12 protein-coding genes are annotated in these 16,136 nt (G+C 62.7%); 7 read left to right on the top strand and 5 right to left on the bottom strand.

Annotated features, from left to right (window positions below):
• Positions 1-59: 59 nt before the first annotated feature.
• Positions 60-1,394: a sigma-70 family RNA polymerase sigma factor gene (locus G7068_RS12255; RefSeq protein WP_166292221.1), complete on the bottom strand. Its 1,335-nt coding sequence runs from the start codon at positions 1,392-1,394 to the stop codon at positions 60-62.
• A 186-nt stretch (positions 1,395-1,580) separates the two neighbouring features.
• Here G7068_RS12255 and G7068_RS12250 point away from each other — a divergent pair, with 186 nt between their 5' ends.
• From G7068_RS12250 to G7068_RS12240, 3 genes are all read left to right on the top strand, one after another.
• Positions 1,581-3,191, top strand: coding sequence for an acyl-CoA carboxylase subunit beta (locus G7068_RS12250; protein WP_166292220.1), 1,611 nt, complete (start codon positions 1,581-1,583; stop codon positions 3,189-3,191).
• A gap of 44 nt (positions 3,192-3,235) precedes the next feature.
• A complete protein-coding gene (locus tag G7068_RS12245; RefSeq protein WP_166292219.1) occupies positions 3,236-3,511 on the top strand; it encodes a hypothetical protein in 276 nt (91 codons plus the stop codon).
• A gap of 62 nt (positions 3,512-3,573) precedes the next feature.
• Positions 3,574-4,260 (top strand): NUDIX hydrolase, encoded by a 687-nt coding sequence (locus G7068_RS12240; RefSeq protein ID WP_166292218.1) that lies wholly within the window; start codon positions 3,574-3,576, stop codon positions 4,258-4,260.
• A gap of 60 nt (positions 4,261-4,320) precedes the next feature.
• Here G7068_RS12240 and G7068_RS12235 read toward each other — a convergent pair whose 3' ends face one another.
• The 3 genes from G7068_RS12235 to G7068_RS12225 form a co-directional block, all read right to left on the bottom strand.
• Positions 4,321-8,670, bottom strand: coding sequence for a DUF7507 domain-containing protein (locus tag G7068_RS12235; RefSeq protein ID WP_166292217.1), 4,350 nt, complete (start codon positions 8,668-8,670; stop codon positions 4,321-4,323).
• Positions 8,671-8,819: 149 nt separating this feature from the next.
• Positions 8,820-9,461: a class II aldolase/adducin family protein gene (locus G7068_RS12230; protein WP_166292216.1), complete on the bottom strand. Its 642-nt coding sequence runs from the start codon at positions 9,459-9,461 to the stop codon at positions 8,820-8,822.
• On the bottom strand, positions 9,454-11,118 hold the full coding sequence (locus G7068_RS12225) for a deoxyguanosinetriphosphate triphosphohydrolase family protein (protein ID WP_166292215.1): 1,665 nt from the start codon (positions 11,116-11,118) through the stop codon (positions 9,454-9,456). Before G7068_RS12225 ends, G7068_RS12230 begins: the two co-directional genes overlap by 8 nt.
• A 73-nt stretch (positions 11,119-11,191) precedes the next feature.
• On the opposite strand from G7068_RS12225, the gene G7068_RS12220 reads away from it, so the two are divergent.
• The 4 genes from G7068_RS12220 to G7068_RS12205 all read left to right on the top strand — a co-directional run bounded on the left by G7068_RS12220 (position 11,192) and on the right by G7068_RS12205 (position 15,408).
• The gene (locus G7068_RS12220; RefSeq protein WP_166292214.1) at positions 11,192-11,764 is read left to right on the top strand and encodes a hypothetical protein; all 573 of its coding nucleotides are present in this window, start codon (positions 11,192-11,194) and stop codon (positions 11,762-11,764) included.
• Between the two features lie 113 nt (positions 11,765-11,877).
• Positions 11,878-12,594 (top strand): YceI family protein, encoded by a 717-nt coding sequence (locus tag G7068_RS12215; protein WP_166292213.1) that lies wholly within the window; start codon positions 11,878-11,880, stop codon positions 12,592-12,594.
• Positions 12,595-12,715: 121 nt separating this feature from the next.
• The gene (locus tag G7068_RS12210) at positions 12,716-14,017 is read left to right on the top strand and encodes a MalY/PatB family protein (protein WP_166292212.1); all 1,302 of its coding nucleotides are present in this window, start codon (positions 12,716-12,718) and stop codon (positions 14,015-14,017) included.
• Positions 14,014-15,408 (top strand): O-acetylhomoserine aminocarboxypropyltransferase/cysteine synthase family protein, encoded by a 1,395-nt coding sequence (locus tag G7068_RS12205; protein ID WP_166292211.1) that lies wholly within the window; start codon positions 14,014-14,016, stop codon positions 15,406-15,408. Before G7068_RS12210 ends, G7068_RS12205 begins: the two co-directional genes overlap by 4 nt.
• 87 nt (positions 15,409-15,495) lie before the next feature.
• On the opposite strand, the gene G7068_RS12200 is transcribed toward G7068_RS12205, so the two are convergent.
• Complete coding sequence (locus tag G7068_RS12200) at positions 15,496-16,134, bottom strand: maleylpyruvate isomerase family mycothiol-dependent enzyme (RefSeq protein WP_166292210.1); 639 nt, start codon at positions 16,132-16,134, stop codon at positions 15,496-15,498.
• Positions 16,135-16,136 lie beyond the last annotated feature (2 nt).

Genomic DNA, 16,136 nt, shown 5'->3' with positions numbered 1-16,136 from the left:
AAGCTCAAAGCCCCGTGTCACCTTTCCAAGAAGGGTGACACGGGGCTTTGTCGTTCTCACTATTCAAACGAGTCGGGTGTCGGGCTCGATGAGCCTAGGTCGTCGGGGGGACTCACCACCGTTGGATAGTTTGGCGGCGTCCATGTGTCGTCGTCGTCGGTCTCAGTAGCAGGCGGGTTTGGATCTTTTGGCGGAGGATCACCACCATCATTTGAAGTAACCGGTGGCGTTGACGTGTCGACCTGCACATCGGTGGGTGCCGCCGCAGCGACCGGCTCTGGCATCGATTCGGGCTCTTTCGCGGGAGCAGCCTTCTCGGAAGTCTTTGTAACGGGGGTCTCGAGAAGGGCAGGTGTTGCGGTTTCAGCGCTCTCCGACTTTGCGATCGGCTTCGAGGTGTGCTCCGTTGCATTCATCAGCATCGCTACGGGAACAGCGGTGATTCCAGCTAGGATCGCGGCTCCCACGAGAACCTTGCCGAGAACACTCGAACTCGATCCCGCCGCCGCTCCGATGGCCCCTGAGGGAGCCGCCGCATTCGAAGACACGACCACTCCTAGACCCCCACCGAGCAGCAGGACCGCGCTGAGGCCACGACCCATGTGCGATGAGACGTACTTGAGCTCTTCAAGCGAACTCTGACAGGATCGGCACCAGGCAAGGTGCCGCGCGACTTCGTCAGCTTTCCCTGCACTCAGCTCATTCTGCCCAAACTTCTCAAGCCGTTTGACTACTGCCTGGCAATCAGACGGCATGCCTGCGGTGTCAATATGTTCAAACACCCACGCTTCGCGGAGTCCTCTTTTGGCACGAAACACCAGCTGAGAAATCACGCGGGGATTCTCTCCGAGGATCTTCGCAACCTCTCGGGGCGGCAGGCCCTCAACCTCCGTGTGCCAGAGCACACGCTGCCACCGTTCAGGAAGCTTCGCGAAGGCACGAGCGAGCACTACGTGCTCAAAATTCTGGGTCTCTCGATCAAGAGGAGTCTCGGTATCGGCAATCTCTTCCATGTCACCAAGCATTGGCGAGCGCTTGCGCAGTGCTTCAGCCACGACGGAACGAATGACACTGTAGAGATACGGCCGGAACGATTCGGTTGGTCCCTTGCCGCGATGAATCGCCTGGATAATCCGGGTAAAGGACTCGGCGACCAGATCATCAACTCCGAGATCCGGTGCGATGCGGAAAGCGGCCGCTCTCGCGGCATCAACGTGCCGTCGATACAGTTCACCATAGGCATGGGGGTCGTGCTCACGCACGGCACGCAATAGCTCAAGGTCTGAAGCCTTGTCGGTAAACCTGGAATTTTCTTGAACAGATGAGTTGGGTTCGTCAAACTCATCAGTCTCTACGACGGCACCTGTCAGAACGCTTCGGTTGTCAATCGTCAACCCGAATTCCCCTCTTTAATTCCCCCACTAAATTCTAACCGCGCTACCTGAGTTTCTCGCCATTTCTGGTGAAATCCAGGGGCCAGCGGGGCAAAAAAGCCTTCGTCGTGTTTCTCCTACAAAAACTCGAAGTCATTGGAGGGTCTCTCCTGCTGGAGCGGTGAGTGCCACGCTAGGCTAGAGCGCGTGACTGCAGACAACACCATCACTCCCGAGACCGCGGATCTTCAAACCACGGCGGGCCGCATCGCAGACCATCGCCGCAAGTACCAGGAGGCCGTGGGCGACCGCGACGCCGCTGCCGCCGCGAAGCAGCACCCGCGCGGCAAGATGACTGCGCGCGAGCGGATCACCGCACTGCTTGATCCGGGGTCGTTCGTTGAGTTCGACAAGTACGTCAAGCACCGCACCCAGGGCTTCGGTATGGAGAACAGCCGCCCCTTCGGCGACGCGGTTGTCACGGGCGCTGGCACCATCGACGGACGCCAGGTCGTCGTCTACTCACAAGACTTCACCACCTTCGGTGGTTCACTCGGTGAGGTTGCCGGTGAGAAGATCGTAAAGGCCATGGAGTTTGCGCTCAAGACCGGCGCTCCGATCCTCGGCATTCTCGACTCGGGTGGCGCTCGCATCCAGGAGGGTGTGGTTGCGCTCTCGAACTACGCCAAGATCTTCCGCCTCAACACCATGTCTTCTGGTGTCATCCCCCAGATCTCGATCGTGATGGGCCCGTCAGCTGGCGGCGCGGTCTACTCCCCCGCCCTCACCGACTTCGTGATTATGGTCGACAAAACGAGCCACATGTTTGTGACCGGCCCCGACGTCATCAAGACCGTCACCGGCGAAGAGGTTGGCTTCGAAGAGCTCGGCGGTGCGCTCACGCACAACAAAACGAGCGGTGTATCGCACTACCTCGCGAGCGACGAGCACGACGCACTCGACTACGCGCGGTCGCTCATCAGCTTCCTGCCCGACAACAACATGTCGGAGCTGCCGGTCTACGACAGCGACACCGCGCTCGAGATCACAGCGGCGGACCGCCGCTTGAACACGCTTATTCCTGACAGCGCGAACCAGCCGTACGACATGAAGGTCGCGATCGAGGCGATCCTCGACGCTGGCGACTTCCTCGAGGTTCAGCCGCTGTTCGCCCCGAACATGCTCATCGGTTTTGGCCGAGTTGAGGGCCGCACCGTCGGTATCGTGGCGAACCAGCCGAACCAGATGGCGGGCACACTCAACATCGACGCGAGCGAAAAGGCTGCCCGCTTTGTGCGGTTCTGCGACGCGTTCTCGATTCCGATTCTGACCCTCGTCGACGTTCCCGGCTACCTGCCCGGCACCGACCAGGAGTTCCAGGGAGTCATTCGCCGCGGCGCGAAGCTGCTCTACGCCTACGCCGAGGCCACCGTGCCACTCGTCACGATCATCACGCGCAAGGCTTATGGCGGCGCGTACATCGTGATGGGCTCAAAGGAGATGGGCGCCGACATTAACATCGCGTGGCCCACCGCCGAGATCGCCGTTATGGGCGGCGCCGGCGCCGTGAATATTCTCTACCGCAAGGAGCTCGCTGCGGCGGCAGCGGCCGGGGAAGATGTTGATGCCCTGCGCGCCGAGCTCACGGCGAAGTACACGGCAGACGTCACCTCGCCGTTCCTCGCGGCCGAGCGCGGTGAACTCGACAACGTGCTTGAGCCCGCTGGTACTCGCCTCGCGGTCATCAAGGCGCTGCGCGGTCTGCGCGGCAAGCGCACCGAGCTGCCCGCCAAGAAGCACGGAAATATCCCGCTGTAAGCGCGGGATCCTCCCCTCAGTTCAAGAGACAGATCGGCAACACAGTGAAACACGGCTTCCTACCGCCCGATGCAGCCGCGCGCGACGCAGCAAAGCGCGAAGAAGTGGGTGAGGTCGACACGGCCCTCACCGGTGACGACATTCACTTTGTCACCCGCGGTGTGAGTGCCGAGGAGCGAGCCGCGGCTATCGCCGTGCTGACTCAGGTGCGCACTGAAGAGACGCAGCGTGTGAAGCGAGTTGCAAGGCGCGACCGCGAACCCTGGGCCAGATCGCAGCGTGTGCCCGAGGGGATCGGCGAGCTGCTCGCAGACGGCTAGCTCTTCCCGCCAGCGGCGAACACCTCGCTCAATACCGCGCGTTGAGCGTTAGGCTAGCCGGTATGTCGTCGACGGTGGAGCAGGTGCAGCGGGATCTCCGCGAGCTCATGCAGCGGGACGTCGATTTCGACTACCGGCCGCAGGGGCACCTCACCGATCGCCCGACCCGGCGATCCTCGGTTCTGATTCTCTTTGGTGCGCTTGACCGCACACCCGCGACGGAGTCGGTCAGCTCTGTGCCACCCGAGCTCGACGTGCTACTGATTCGCCGCTCGAACGCACTCCGCCACCACCCCGGCGAGATCGCATTCCCCGGTGGCGGAGTTGAGCCACAGGATCGCGATCTCACGATGACCGCGCTTCGCGAGGCTGAGGAAGAGACCCACCTCGACCCCAGCGGGGTTGAGGTGCTCGGGATGCTGCCAGAAGTACACATTCCCGTCAGCAATAACCTCGTCACGCCAGTTGTTGGCTGGTGGACCCGACCCAGCCAGATAGCCGCCGATGCCAGCGAGTCGGTAGAAGTGTTCCGTGCGCCGGTTGCTGAACTACTGGATCCGGCTGCCCGCGGCACCTCGGTGCTTCGCAGCGGCTCCACGACCTTCAGGGGGCCAGCGTTTCAGCTCGGTCCCCGCTTCGGCGGGCATCTCGTGTGGGGCTTTACCGGGATCCTGCTCTCCTCGCTTTTCAGAGAGCTGCAGTGGGAGCTTCCCTGGGATAAGAAGCGCGAGTTTCAGTTGCGTCGCTAGGACGAAACCGCCCCGAGCTGGCTGTGTGCAGCGCGGGGCGGTTCATCCTTTTAGGCGGGGCTACGCGCGACGACGCTTTCGCGCACGAAGGTACACACTGCCACCAGCGATGAGGAGCACCATCGCCGCGAGCGCGAGACCGAGCTGGCCTTTCGCTCCGGTGTTCTCCAGGCCATCGAGGGACTCGGGATCAACGCCTCCGGGAGTCAGACCCGGTACCTTCGTGAGAACTACTTTGGCGGTGTCCTCCGCCGAGACCTCAACGCCCTTACGAGTTGCTCCCCGAGCACTCGCCGTGTTCGACACTCCACCGGCATCAACATGCGCCTGGGTGATGGTGAGCTTGGCGGTTGCGGTGACGCTTTCTCCGGGAGCCAGTCGCCCCGAAGCCTTCGCATCAGGCCACTCCCCGAACTTTACGGCTGACAACCCGGCGAGCTTGTCCGCCAGGGCCACCCCCTTGAGCTCGGCACTTCCAGTATTCGTCAGCACAAAGTCATATCTAATGCTGTCACCGACGCCCGATGCGCCAGAACTGAGGTGAGCCGATTTCTGCAGCTGAATCGCGGGGCTGGGCGTGAAATCCATCACGGCAGTCGCGGTGTCGGTTGCCTGCTGGGGTTCGGTTTCGGTGGGCAGCAGCGGTAGCTCACCACTCGCTGACGCAGTGTTACTCACGCTGCCCGCTTCAATGTGATCCTGGCTCAGCTTGAGGGTTGCCGTCGCAGTTACGGTCTCGCCCGGCTTCAGCACTCCGGGGGTAGCGGGGTTCGGCCAGGCACCAAACTCAACAGTTGAAAGCCCTTCAAGCTGGTCCTTGAGCTCCACGTTCGAGAGCGTCACGTTACCGTTGTTCGTCACTTTGAACGCGTAGTTCAGTGTGTCGCCAGCCTTGGCCGAAGATGGCTCAGCTCCACTTGCCAACGAAACCGTCTTTACGAGATCGAGTGTTGCCGCGCGCGGCAACACAACCGTCGCGGCCGCGGTATCGGCGACGTCAACCGCGTCAGACGAAACTGCTGCGACCCTCGCCTCATTCTCAACCATGGCACCGTCAAGCTGCGCCTGGGTGAGCGGAGAGGTAGCGGTCGCAGTGACACTCTGGCCTGGCTCAAGCAAGTCCTTCGTGGCGGTCGGCCAGGATCCAAACGCGATACTGCTCATGCCAGGAAACTGGTCGGCCACTTCGATGTTCGAAAGATCCATGTTGCCGGTGTTGGTGACGGTGAAGGTCCATGTGATGGGCTCACCCGCACGAAGTTCTGCTGGCACCACCCCCTGCTTCTCAAGCTTCACGGCGGGAACGTTGTTGCGGAACCCGAAGTTTTGGTCTGCCAGATCCTCGCCTTCGCCCACGGTTATCAATCCCGATTCGCTGTTCGATCCGCCAGCCGGGCTAGCAGTGTTGACCCAGTTTCCGGTTGTGGCGGGAAGCGTGGCTGTGTCAACCACAACGCGGTACTCTCCGGGGTCGAGATCTGCGAATCGATAGATGCCATTCGCATCGGTCGTTGCGGAGGCCACGGTGGTGCCACCGCGGGTCAGCTGCACAGTCGTGCCCTCAATGGCGGGCTCACCGGCCTCGCGCGTGCCATTTCCGTTGACGTCTTCCCAGAGCTCACCCGAGATGCTCGAGGCCACGATGTCGACAGCCACTGGTTTGGCCTCGTCGAGTTTGACCTGGTCGGGTTGCCCCACGGAAAGCAGACCGTTGGTGGTGTTCATGAGCACGTCACCACCGTGAGCATCGGGGGTCGTCAACGTCATATTAAGCGACCCCACGCTCGTCGCACCCGCGACGAAGTTTTGCAGATGAACGCGCAGGGCCTTGGCCTGAGCGATCTCTGCTGGAGTTGCGGCTGCGTAGTCAACCCAAGCGACACTCGAGGCTGGCGCTTCGGCGGCTCCGGGGAGCCGGATCGCACTGTCTGTGGTGAGCTGCAGTGTTGCGCCGACAGCCGCATCCGCGACGACCGAGGCCCCGACCAGGGAAGCCTCACCGTTCAACACGGTGCCGCGTGTATCTCCGTTGAAGGGAAGCACATCAACAAAGTAACTATTTGCCCGGTCAGAGGAGAGAAAGTTGAACCAGTTAATGCGGTAGTTCGTTTCTCCACCGCGCAAAACACGTGGTGTGTCAGTGAACTTCTCGTACGCGGTGACGCTCGGCTGCGACGCGTACATCCTCGCCGTGCCCGTTGCAGCCGCCCCTCCGGTTGTTCCGAAGATGCCGTCTGCTTGTAGCTCAGCCAGGTTGTCAAACACGTTGCCGTTCGGAGCGATCTTCGAGGTTCTTGCGTCGAAACTGATCGGCGCAAGATCGTCAGCGTAACGTGCCTCTGGCAGGTACTCGAACACAATCTGCGTTCTTGCCCCCGAGCCGCAGGCGTTAGGGGTGACGGTAATTCCCCATACCTTGTGATCTACCCTCGAAAAATCAAGACCGGAGGTCAGCACATTCGCTGGTAGGCAGTCCGTTACGCGAACGTTTGGAATCACCAGCGATGACGAATCTGAGGGGTTCACCTTGAGCCCTTTGAGCTGCGGGGTGATCGTGTATCGCACACCCTGCCCAGCGCTGATGAACTCGGTTGCTGGCAGTTGCACCTCGCCCGCCGCATTGAGCGCGACTCCGGTTTTTGTAACAGACGCGTCTCCGGCCCGAACAAAAAGCTCACCCAGTATGCCCTGGTTGTAATTCGTTGGGGGTGTGGTCTGCAAGTTTGCTAGGACCTGCCCGCGGTGCAGCACCCGACCGAGGTCAGCCGGGTCGTTCGGGTTCGGTAACCCTCTGACCACCTCGAACTGCGGGGAGATCTTGAGGTTGTGGGTGTCGCGCGCGGCGCTTGGAGCAGGCTCGTACACTCCTCCGTTGCCGATGTATTCCACGCGCAAACTCGCAACGTCAGCGAGATCACCCGTGTAATCCGACTTCAGGGTCCAGGGCATTGTCAGCGGATTCGTCGGACCACCAAACCCCGGGCCGGCAGAGGTGGAGTAGTACACCCGATAATCGACATTTTCAACGAGAAGATTGTTGCCCGAATACACGCTTCCTGAGTTCTTGAGTTCCGAAACGGCCGGATCCCAAAACTCGAACATGTTGACATTGGTTGAGGGGACCGCCGTCCAGATCGTGCCGTCTGAGGCGCGCGTGCCAGCGGGGCGAAACTGTCCGTCGGTGGTGTAGTTTGTGCCGGTGTACACGCCTGAACTGCTCAGCACAACACGACCGGGAACAGACCGCAGTTCTTGGCTGTAGAACGGGCTACCCGACACCGAGTTTTGAATGCCATAGTTACGGATCTGTGTGTTGTCGCCTGCATTCGCGTCGACAATCTCTGCCCCATCGGTCGTGCGCCACTGGGCACCCGCGGGTTTGGAGACAGTGTTCTCCATGACGATGGGGAGTTCTCCCGCCGAAAGATTGGGAACCTGGGCGCTCGGGATCCACACGGAAACGTTCGCGTACATTGGGTCATCGCCCGCGGGGATGTTGTCGAAGACAACCTCGAAGGTACCGTTTGCCGCGTTGACGTTTTCGAGAGTCGCAGTCAGGCCGCTCCCGGAAGTGCCGTCGATCGCAACCGCCTGATTGCTCGACATCGCAGGCGCACCGTTTTTGGTGAGGGTGAAGGTGTCGGCAACACGAATCGGCCCCTGCCACTCGAACATACGATCGCCGGGGAGCACACTCTTTTCGAGCACAACACCAAAGGTGTGGCGCACGGCGGGCACCTCACCGGCTCCAAAATCATGTGTCTCCGCGACACCGGGGTTGATGGTTCTGCCAACTTTTGACAGGTTGCCACGCACCTGGCCGACAATCTCAACCTGAGCTGGCGTTCCCGAGGCAGCAATCACGTTGGTTCCAAGCCCATCGGTCACGCTGAGCGTGGGGGCATACACGTCCCCGACAGACGCGGTCGCGCGATCAACTAGCGCAGTGATCCCGGTAAACTCAACGTATTGCGAACCGGGGGCACCAGGAGCTGTCGCAATCTTTACGGTGAGTGTGCGCCCCTCATCGCTGAGCACATAGGAGGAGACAAAACCGTTCTGCCCGGACTGGTTGTTGACCCCGGCGAGCGTAAGCGAAGCCTCGTCCCAGGTCAGTCCGACCGGAAGGGTTTGGGTGAGCACACCGTCTTCAACAGCGAGGAGTGTCACCTCCCACTGAAAGACGACTCGGTTTCCAAGTGCGAGCAAGCCGTCGTGATCTGAAGTGTCACCGGTCACCTCACTTGTACCGTCATTCACGATTCGAATCTGCGGGTTCTGAATGCTTCCGGAAACCGCGGACGCGCGAGTCACCGTAACGTTGCTTGCAAACCCGAAGACCAGCAGCACCATAAGCACCGCCATTACTCGTCGCAATGCAGAACCCTTGTGAGCGATACGCTCCCCCATGCCAAAACTCCCTATTTCACGTTTCAGTGGGCTTCAAACTCAGCCCACATAGAGCTAGGAGCGCGCACGAGCCAGAAATTCAACGCGGTTTCGAAAGTATTTTTGGGTACACAAAATTTGCCGGCGCACCGGCACAGCGCATTGGGCGCTTACGCGTGGTGAATCTCGGCGAAGGCCTCCGGCGGGAACGTCGTGCCAGTGTCGCCCAGTTGCAGCGCGAGCGCGGTCGCCTTGGCCGCGTCCTCAAGGTTGAGCGCCCGCCGGTAGGTCATCTCGACGGAGTCGCCCACCACCGAGCACCCGTGGTGCTGCATCACGACGCAGTTGTGGGACCGCAGTTGCTCGGCCGCGGTGTCTGCGAGTTCGTCTGATCCGTTGTGGTAGAACGGGGTCAGCCCGATCGATCCGACGTAGAACGCGTGGTCGAGTGTGAGCAGGCGGATCTCGCGCCCGATGCTCGCGAGCACAACCGCGTGCCGCGGGTGCAGGTGGATCACGCACTGGGCGTCTGGGCGCGCGAGGTAGGCGCGGTGGTGCAGTTTCCACTCGCTGGAGGGTTTGGATCCGATCGATCCTGCGCCCGCCTCGTCTGAGTCAAGCGTCAGCTCGACGAAGTCGTCACGCGTCAGCCGATCCAGCCACGTACCACTCGCCGTCACAACAAAGCTGTTCTCTGCCACCCGAGCCGACAGATTGCCACCACTCGCGAGCACAAGCCCTCGCTCGACAGCGTCGCGTCCAACCGCAATCAATTCGTCAATCAGGCGATCCCGATCCCGGTTCTCAGTCATCGCTGATCCCTCCGCTCAGTGCACGATACGTGGCCACGGCCTGCTGGTCACTGAACGATGATACATAGTCGAGGATCGCGCGGGCCCTCCCCTGCCGCACGAGTCCGGCATCGCTCGTGTCGCCGCTGAGGAGTTCGGGTCGGGATCGCCTCAGTTCGAACCCTGCTTCGGTTGCTTCGTCTACCCACTCAACGAGGCGACGCGGGGCTCTCGCCGCGTCAACCGGGTCGCTAAGCCAGTCTTCGAACCCGAGCGTGAGCCCCTCAACAATACGCGCCCGCCCCCGCTGATCCTGACCCAACTCAGGACGATCCAACACAAAGTGCGTGTGCACAAACTTCAGCACCTTCACCTCGTGCCACGCCTGCTGGTTGAGACGGACATGGCCGCTGCGAACGTGCGGCTGATCCTCGACGACAATCGCAGTGCGCAGGTGCTCGATCCACTTGCGGGTGAAGCCCGAGACCGCACGCTCACTCTCGATGCCGCCGTCATACGGAGCGGCAAGCAGCGACTCGGCGAGATCCCGGTTCACGCGCTCGACCGCGGCAGAGAAAGCGTCACGGTCGGCGATCCAATCGTCCTTCAGCAGCAGACGGCGCCACAGAGCCTCGAGTGAGTGCCCGGGCGCCCGCCACCGGGTGCCCAGCTCGCTGAGGTTGGCGGCCTCCATTTCGTCGGTGGCCGCTAACCAGGCGCGCAGCTCTCCGGCCACCGCAGCCTGCTGCAGCACACCGGCGCGGGTGAAGTCATCGAGGTCGTGCACCGCGTACGCGATGTCATCGGCAAGGTCCATGACGGCGCACTCAAGCGTCTGTTCACCCCGCCCAATGTTCGGGTACGCGGATCGCGCCTGCTCCATCTCGGCCACGTCGAGCGCGTACGCCGAGAACTTCTCGGCGCCGCCAGCCACATCGTAGCCAACCCCGCGAGGGCGCTCGGCCACGGGCAGGTCGCTCAGGCTGATGCCGATCCACTCGGTTCGTGTCCACGGGTACTTAAGGGTTGCCGCCCGCACCGCGGCCGTGAGATTCAGTCCAGGGAAGTCACGGCCCAGGGTGTCGAGTTGGGTCAGGATCCGGAAGCTCTGGGCGTTCCCCTCGAATCCCTCGGGGAGTCCGAGTCGACCGCGAGCAACCTGATCCAGCACGCGCTCGCCCAGGTGCCCGAAGGGCGGATGCCCGAGGTCGTGCGCGTGACCGGCCGCCTGCACCACAATCGTGTCGCAGCCGCCGAGTCTCGCGATGGTGGCGCCCGCAGCGTCGTCTTCGGTGCGCTCGCCCTTTACGAATGCGCGGTGCCGAGCCTCAAGTTCGGCGAGATTCGAGGCGATGACGCGGGCAACCGCGCTCACCTTCAGAGAGTGCGTGAGGCGGTTGTGCATGACCGGGCCGACCCCCGATCTCGGGATCACCTGCGTCACATCAGAAAGCCTGGCGAAGTAGGAGGAGAAACGGATGCGCTCGAGGTCGATGCGGAACTCCTGCGCATCACTCGAGTGGTGGCGGCCGCCGCCCGCTGCGCTGCCGGGTTGCTCGTTGCCGTTGTCTCCGCCGTTCTCGCCAACGCTGGCGGCCCGGTGCTGCGACAGCGCCTGGTCGGCGTAGCGCCTTGAGGCCCGACCCACACTCGCGGCTTCGCGATCCTGTTCACTCATGGGTCCATTCAAGCATGTCGGCTAATTAGTTAGACTGACGCAGAAGCAACGAGTTACCGAAGACGAGGATCCGATGAGCAAAGCCGCCGATTCCGCAGCAAACCAGACACGTGCGGAGAGCATCCCCGGCATCGAGCGCGCGACCGGACGCGACTGGGCCGATTGGGTCAAGATCTTCGAGGCCAAGGACGCCAAGTCGAAGCCGCACAACGAGATCGCGATTATTGCGAGGGCTGAGGTTCCTGAGACGCTGTACAACCCGGACTGGTGGGCGCAGGCCGTTGCAATCGCGTACGAGCAGCACGCAGGGCTTCGGGTGCCTGGCCAGTCGTCGAGCGGCACGTTTCGGGTGAGCGCCAGCCGCACGCTGCCCCTCGATCGTGACGCAGCGATTGAGGCGTGGGCCGCGGCCGCCGAAGGGATCACCGAGCACCTCGGGCATGCAGCGGGCGAGCCGCGGCGATCCCGCACTGAGAAGCGCACGTTCTGGCGGATAGACCTCGAGGGTGCCGGTCGGGTTGAGGCTTCAGCGACCCCCAAAGATGACACCCGCGTGATCCTCGCGATTAGCCAGGACGGCCTGCCCGACGGCGAGCGCATCGAGGAGTGGCGCGCGCACTGGAAGTCGCTGCTCGCGGGGCTCTAATCGCTATCGCGCCCCGCTTCGCCACCAATTGCCAGCTTCTTCCCTACCCATTCGGAGGCGTTTCATCGGGCTGACTGCCAAGGTTGAAACATCACTCAGCGTCAGGAGCAATTGTGAAGAAGTCTCGGAAGGTTCTTATCGGGGTGGCCATCGGTGTGCTCGTTCTGGGCGGAGCCGCCGCGGTTGCGGGACCGATCATTTACCGAGACTTTATCGCGGCACCCGCTGCGGAAGCACCGACGCTGAGCGGTGACGCGAACATGCTCGATAGCAGCACTGCTTCTGGCTCTCCGCTTGATCCGACCCAGCTGGCCGGCGAGTGGAGCGTCGCAACCGGCTCAGAAGCGGGGTATCGCGTCAACGAGGTGCTGAACGGCACCGACGTAACCGTGACGGGCCGCACGAACAAGGTCGAGGGAACCTTCAAGATCGACGACAGCGGTCTCACCCTGCAGGCAACGGACCTCACCGTCGATGTCGCGTCCATCGCCACCGACAGTGGCAGTCGAGACGCCTACTTCCGCGACCAGGCCCTGCGCACCTCAGAGAACCCGACGGCAACCTTTAAACTCACCGCTCCCGTCACGCTGAAATCTGCACCGAACTCGGGCGACGTTGTTAAGGCAGATGCTACGGGAGATCTCACCATCGCGGGGGTCACAAAACCGGTCACCGCTTCCGTCGAGGTGCGCAGTGACGGGACCACTGCAGAAATCGCGGGATCGATCCCGATCACCTTCCAAGACTTCGGTGTCACGGCGCCGAGCCTTGGCTTCGTTTCGGTGGAGCCAACCGGGTTTGTCGAGTTTCAGTTGAACGCGACTCACTAGGTACCGATTTTCCGATCCATGCGCGAATAGTCGTGGTTTCGGCCGCACCGCAAAATGAGAAAGATGACGGTGCATTACCGCGGGGATCGCGCGCCGCCGGATCCCGCGAGAGCATAGGGCTATGGCGAACAACACCGTGGCTAACTTCCCCGACGCAGACTGTACCGACGCTGTCGACACAGATCCCAGCGGCATCCCCTTTGCCGAGCTGGATCCTGCGCTTCTGCGCGCACAGCGCACCAGCCTGAAGTGGACCCGCTTTCCGGCCGACGTGCTGCCGCTGTTTGTCGCCGAGATGGACTTTACGGTTGCTCCCGAGGTCCAGCAGGCACTCATCGAGCGGGTGCAGGCGTCGGATCTGGGATACCTCGACGGCCCCGGTCCGCTTGCACCGGCGTTCGCCGATTTTGCTCGGGATCGGTGGGGGTGGCACGTTCCCCTAGATCAGATCTACCTCGCCACCGACGTCGCCACCGGAATCGTCGAGTCGATCCGGGTCGCGCGCCCCAACGGTGGCCGCATCGCACTCGCCACACCGGCCTACCCCAGCTTCTTCGAGATGTTTGAGGAGCTGCCCGTTGAGGCGGTTGAGATTCCGCTTCTCAGTGCCGCTCCCGGCGCTTCGCCCCGCCTCGATCTCGCGGCGATCGAGCAGGAGTTCGAGCGTGGCATCGACATCTTTTTGCTGTGCAACCCACACAACCCGCACGGCCTGCTGCACTCGGCAGAGGACCTCACCGAGCTCGCCCGCCTCGCGGCGCTCCACGACGTGTTTGTGGTGTCGGACGAGATTCACGCCCCACTCACCCACCGCGGGCAACAGTTCACGCCGTTCGCGCCCATCGCGGCCGCCGCGGGAGCGCTCTCGGTCACGACGACCTCGGCGAGTAAGGGCTGGAATCTTGCGGGGGTGAAGTGCTCGGTGATTGTCGCCGCCGACGATCGCGCGAACGACATCCTGCAGGCGTTGCCGCCCGAGGTCGCCTGCCGAGCCAGCATTCTCGGGTTGCACGCCAGCGTCGCCGCGTTCTCTGACGGTCGAGACTGGCTCGACCGCACGGTCGCCCAGATCGAGGCGAATGATGCCCTGCTCGCAGGGTTGGTTCAGGATCAGCTGCCCGGCGTTGTTTACACCCGCCCCCGGGCGGGGTACCTGGCGTGGCTCGACTTCGGCGAGACGCGGATCGCTGCTGATCCGTTCACCGCGATCCTCACCGAGGCTCGTGTTGCCTTGAACGATGGTGTCCACTTCGGCGAGGGCGGAGCGGGGCACGTGCGACTCAACCTCGCCTGTGCCCCCGCCACAATCCGCGAGGCTGTGCGACGCATCGCCGCGATCCTGCCCAGCAGTGTTTCCTTGCCCAGCCGTGATTCCCTGCCCAAACCTGGCTCCCTGCCCCTCGCCGAAACGAGCGCATCATGACTCTTGCAGAACCGACTGCCGTCGCCACCACTCCGCAGGCGCCCGCCGAGCCCGTCACCGACTGGGACGGTTTCGACTTTGAGACCCGCCAGGTTCACGCTGGCGAGTACCCCGATCTGAACACCGGACTGCGGGTGCCGCCAATCGCACTCTCTGCCGGCTACGTGTTCGACAGCTTCGATGACCAGGTAGGCCGCTTTGCTGGCCAGGCACAGACCGACGAAGGTCCCGAGCCGGGACCGATCTATTCGCGCCAGGGCAACCCCACAAACGGGGTTGCCGAGGCCAGGCTCGCCTCGCTCGAGGGAGGCACTGTCGCGGTTGCGGTGTCGAGCGGGCAGGCAGCGATCTCGTCGGCGCTCTTCACGCTCGCGCAGCACGGCGATCACATCGTGTCGACGGCCTCAATCTATGGCGGTACGCGGATCCTCTTCGGCCGCAGTTTCAAGCGGTTCGGCATCGAAACTGACTACGTCTGGGACGTGGAAGACGATGCCGAGTGGGATCGGGTGATTCGCCCGAACACCAAGGCGATCTACACGGAGACGATCCCGAACCCCCGCAACGACGTCACCGATCTGCGCAGGATCGCGGCCGTGGCCGCCCGCCACAATCTGCCGCTGGTGGTCGACAATACGGTCGGCACACCTGCGCTCATCCGCCCCATTGAGCACGGCGCAAATATCGTTGTGCACTCAACCACCAAGTTTTTGACCGGGCACGGTGCCGCCGTTGGCGGTGCCATTATTGACGGGGGCACCTTCGATTGGGAGGCCGCCGAGCAGGCCGGGCGATCCTTTCCCCTCGTGACGGCTTCGCCGCGGCCCGGACTTGGCTCGATGCTCGATCGCTTCGGGCGCGGCGCCTACGCACGCGCGGTGCGTGAGGCCGTTGTGAACGACATTGGGCCCTCGCTGTCGCCGTTCAACGGGTTTCTGTTGCACCAGGGCATGGAGACACTCTCGCTGCGCATGGATCGTCACGTTGATTCGTCGCTCGAAATTGCCGCGTGGCTTGAGGAGCAGCCCGAGGTTGAGTCCGTCGACTATGCGGGCCTGCCGTCGAACCCGCTGTTCGAGCTTGCGCAGCGGGACTACGGGGTCGATGCCTCGGGCCGCGGTCGCACGGGGTCCGTCTTCGGGGTGACCGTGCACGGTGGCATCGACGGCGCACGCGCTTTTGTGGATGGTCTGCGGGTGTTCTCACGCATGACCGGCATTGGAGACACTCGCTCGATGATCATCCACCCGCTGAGCTCGACGCACGCAACGTTCGGATCCGAGATCAATGACCGGCTCGGGATCACGCCCGGCCTGCTGCGCCTCTCGATCGGTCTCGAGTCTTCCGGCGATCTAATCCAGGATCTGCGCGCGGCGCTCGATCGGGTGTGAGGCGCAAACTCTGATCCAGTCGACGAGCGTCCAGCTTAGTGACGAGTGCCCAGGTTACTGCCGCGTAGGTATGCGGGCCGCTCGTCGCTAAGCTGGACGCTCGATCCTGCGACGGAGTTCAGGGACGCCCTCGCCGGAGAGAGCTTCGCAGTACACTCCGCGGCCGGCCATCGCCATCACCAGGTCGAGGAGTGCGCCGCGCACGACCGGGCCCTCGCCCGCCTCGAACGACGCATCGCTTGCTTTTAGCCGTAATCCCTTCACCAGGGTCTTGCTGTTTACGGCGAAGTCCTTGCTCGCGAAGAAACCCGCGACCTCCTGCAGGCCAGCGGGATCCGGCACGAGTTCAAGGCCGAGCGGTCGCGCGATGTCTTGCCCGTGCACAACCACCTCGCCGAGGAATGCGGCGTAGTCAGCCGTTGGAGCAACAGTGTTGGCAATGGCACCCCGAAACCGACCAAGCGTATCCTGGGGAGTGCGCCCCTTGAACTTCGCCAGCAAACGGGCGTTGTGTTTGTCGGTGTTGAACCCCGATCGAAGCATGTTGCTGATCCACGCCCACCTGCCAGTGCTCGCGGCGGCGGTGAGGTGTGCAACGACATCTTCAACCGTCCACGCAGAGCAGAGCGAGGTGGTGCGCCACTGGTCGTCGCTGAGACTCTCAAGCAAGCTCAGCAGTTTTGTGCGCTCGGAGTGGATCTGCTCCCAGAATTCAGACGCGATCACGG

This window comes from Leucobacter viscericola (genome assembly GCF_011299575.1).
In the GTDB taxonomy this organism is placed as follows: domain Bacteria; phylum Actinomycetota; class Actinomycetes; order Actinomycetales; family Microbacteriaceae; genus Leucobacter; species Leucobacter viscericola.
This window is presented reverse-complemented; position numbering and strand designations above follow the sequence as displayed.